We start from the raw sequence: 3,538 nt of genomic DNA on the forward strand, positions 1-3,538 counted from the left end.
GGTGCGGGCACCCTCGCCCTGCGGCGGGAGGCCGACGGCACGGTCGTGGCCTCCGGGACGCCCGACCCGGTCTCCGGCGGCGCGACCGCCGACGTGTTCGTGCTGCCCGCCCACGACGACGGCGGCACCACGTGGGTGGTGCTGTCCCGGGCCGAGGTGGAGACCACGGAGCTGGTCAGCCACGATCCGACGCGCCGCCTGGCGCGTGTGCACGTGCCGGAGATCCGGCTGTCCCCGGACTCGGTGCTGTCCGGGACGGAGGCGGAACTGCCGCGGGAGGTGGCGGCCGTCCTGCTGGCCGCCGAGGCCTCCGGACTCGCCGAGTGGGCCACCACGACCGCCGCCGGCCACGCCGCCACCCGCGAACAGTTCGGCAGGCCGATCGGGCAGTTCCAGGGCGTGAAGCACCGCTGTGCCCGGATGCTGGTGCGCGCCGAGCAGGCCCGGGTGTGCGCCTGGGACGCCGCCCGCGCCCTCGACGCGGACACCGGGGTGGGTGCGGTGTCGGCGGAGACGTCGCTCGCCGCGGCCGTTGCCGGGGCGAGCAGCGTCGAGGCGGCCTTCGCCACCGCCAAGGACTGCATCCAGGTCCTCGGCGGGATCGGGTTCACCTGGGAGCACGACGCCGGATTCGTCCTGCGCCGTGCGCAGAGCTCGCGGCTGCTGCTCGGCCCGACCGCCGTATGGCACCGGAAGATCGCCCGTGCGGCGCTGGCCGGGGTGCGCCGGGGGATGGGCGTCGAGCTGCCGCCGGAGGCGGAGACCGTCCGCGCCCGGATCCGTGCGGAACTGCAACCGGCCCGGGAGCGGGACGCCGAGGGTGCGCGCCGGTACCTCGCCGAGCACGGCTACACCGCACCGCATCTGCCGGAGCCGTGGGGCAAGGGCGCCGACGGTCTCACCCAGCTCGTCATCGACGAGGAACTGGCGGCGGCGGACCTGTCCCCCGTGGACATGGTGATCGGCAACTGGGTGGTGCCGACGCTGATCGAGCACGGCAGTGCGCAGCAGCAGCGGCGTTTCCTCCCGTCCACCCTGCGCGGGGAGACCGTGTGGTGCCAGCTGTTCAGCGAACCCGGCGCGGGCTCCGACCTGGCGGCGCTGCGCACCCGCGCCGAGAAGGTCGAGGGGGGCTGGCGGCTGTCCGGGCAAAAGGTCTGGACCTCGGCCGCCCGCGAGGCGCACTGGGCCATCTGCCTGGCCCGCACCGACCCGTCGGTGCGCAAACACAAGGGGCTGTCCTACTTCCTGGTCGACATGTCCGCGCCCGGCATCGAGATCCGGCCGCTGCGCGAGCTCACCGGGGACGCGTTGTTCAACGAGGTCTTCCTGGACGAGGTCGTCGTCCCGGACGACGCACTCGTCGGCGAACCCGGCGACGGATGGAAACTCGCCCGCACGACCCTGGCGAACGAACGGGTGGCGTTGTCCCGGGGATCGTCACTGGGCGACGGCGGCGAGACACTGCTCGAACTGGCCGCCGCGGACGGTGCCCCCGACGCCGACCGGTTGGCCGAACTCGGGGCTCTGCTCGCCGACGCCCAGTCCGGAGGGTTGTTCCGTCTGCGCGGGGTGCTCCGGTCGTTGACCGGCGGGCAGCCCGGTGCGGAGTCGAGTGTCGGCAAGTTCCTCGGCGTGGAGCACGCCCAACGGGTCTGGGAGACGGTGATGGACTGGCGCGGCGTGGACGCCCTCGTCGGTCCGAGCTCCCGGGGCGAGAGCGCGTGGATGTTCCTCAACACCCGGTGCCTGTCCATCGCGGGCGGGACCACCGAGATCCAGCTCAACATCATCGGCGAGCGGATCCTCGGACTGCCGCGCGATCCCTGAGTTCCGGTCAGTGGGACCGCCCGGATCGCCGGTGGGGGTCCGGCCTACCGTCCGTCGGCAGTTGTGAAGCAGCGCACAACGACGTCGGTGCTCACGGTAGGGAGAGGACATGCGATCACGACCCGGGCTCGGAACCCGGATCCGCGCGGCGGCGATGGGGGGCACGCTCGTGCTCGCCGGATGCTCCGGCGGCGCCGGTGCCGGACACGACGGTGGGAATGCGGACCCCGGCACCGGGCGCGTTCCCGACGGGATGGTGGGACAACAGCCGGAACCGGGTGAGCCGGCCGCCGGCGGCACACTCACCTTCGCCGCCTACGCCGAACCCACCAGTCTCGACCCCACGGAGACCATCGCGCACGGGTCGTCCGGCGGTGCCGCGCTCGCGGCCGTCTACGACGTACTCGTGCGCTACGACCAGGACGCGGGCGAGTACGTGCCGTGGCTGGCCGAATCGCTGGAGAGCGCGGACGAAGGTCGACAGTGGACGGTCGAGCTCCCGGACGACGTCGAGTTCAGCGACGGCACCCCGCTCGACGCCGAGGCGGTGGTGGGCAGCATCGAGTACTACCTCTCCGCGGGCGGCTCGGACGCGCCGCTGCTGCAGCGCACCATCGACTCGATGACGGCCACCGGGGAGACCACGGTCGTGTTCGAGCTGACCGGGCCGTGGCCCGGGTTCCCGACCATGCTCGCGCAGGGCGCGGGGATGATCACCGCACCGGCCGCGCGCGACGGCGCGGAGTTCGAACCGATCGGGGCGGGACCGTTCACGCTCGAGAACTACGCTCCCGGTGAGGAACTGGTCCTGGCGGCCAACGAGGACTACCGGCTCGGCAGGCCACACCTCGACCGGGTGCGGTTCACCTGGTTGCCCGGACCGGAGGCGAAACGCGACGCACTGGAGTCCGGGGCGGTCGACGTGGCCTACCTGCGGGAACCGAGCCACGTGCGGCAACAGCTGGACTCCGGTGCCACCGGCTTCCTCACCACCCTGTCGGTGGGCAACTCGATCACCATCAACCAGCGGGAGGGACGGCCCGGGGCCGACCGCCGGGTGCGTCGTGCGCTGGCGCTGGCCCTGCGGCCGGAGATGGTGTCCCAGCGGGTGTTCGAGGGTGCGGCCGTGCCGTCGAAGCGGTTGTTCCCGGAGACCTCGGAGTGGTACGCGGAGGGCGTCGAGCCGCTCGGCACCGACGTCGAGCGGGCCCGGGAACTGGTGGAGCAGGCCCGGGCCGACGGCTTCGACGGGTCCGTCGAGCTGGTGAACGGGTCCGACCCGTCGGCACGCGCGGAGTCGATGGCGATCAAGGCGATGCTCGAACAGGTGGGCTTCACCGTCGAGATCTTCGCGGCACGGTCGATCTCCGAGCAGATCCAGAAGATCTACGCCACGAAGGACTTCGACCTGGCCAGTTCCGCGCTGAGCGTCGGTGACGCGGACCCGTACCCGCGGCTGACCGCGGGGCTGCACAGCGAGTCCCCGATCAACGCGGGCGGCTACGCGAACCCGGAGATGGACGAGCTGCTCGGGCGGCTGCAACGGGCCGGGACCGAGCGGGAGTCGCGGGCCGTGCTCACCGAGATCGAACGGCTCTGGCAGGCCGACGTCCCGATCCTCACGCTGTCCCCGATGCGGACGTTGATCGCGTGGAACCCGGACGTGTACGGCACCGTGCCGACCGGCGAAGGCATGATGCTGTTCCAG

General features: G+C 72.5%; 2 protein-coding genes. Both read left to right on the top strand.

Annotation, left to right across the window (positions count from 1 at the left end):
• Positions 1-1,830, top strand: a 1,830-nt coding sequence (locus ACTIR_RS0100750; RefSeq protein WP_026452854.1) for an acyl-CoA dehydrogenase, incomplete at its 5' end; no start/stop codon positions are given.
• A 109-nt stretch (positions 1,831-1,939) separates the two neighbouring features.
• Positions 1,940-3,538, top strand: a 1,599-nt coding sequence (locus ACTIR_RS20995) for an ABC transporter substrate-binding protein (RefSeq protein ID WP_084789261.1), incomplete at its 3' end; no start/stop codon positions are given.

The sequence above is a fragment of the Saccharomonospora iraqiensis subsp. iraqiensis genome (assembly GCF_000430445.1).
Lineage (GTDB): Bacteria > Actinomycetota > Actinomycetes > Mycobacteriales > Pseudonocardiaceae > Saccharomonospora > Saccharomonospora iraqiensis.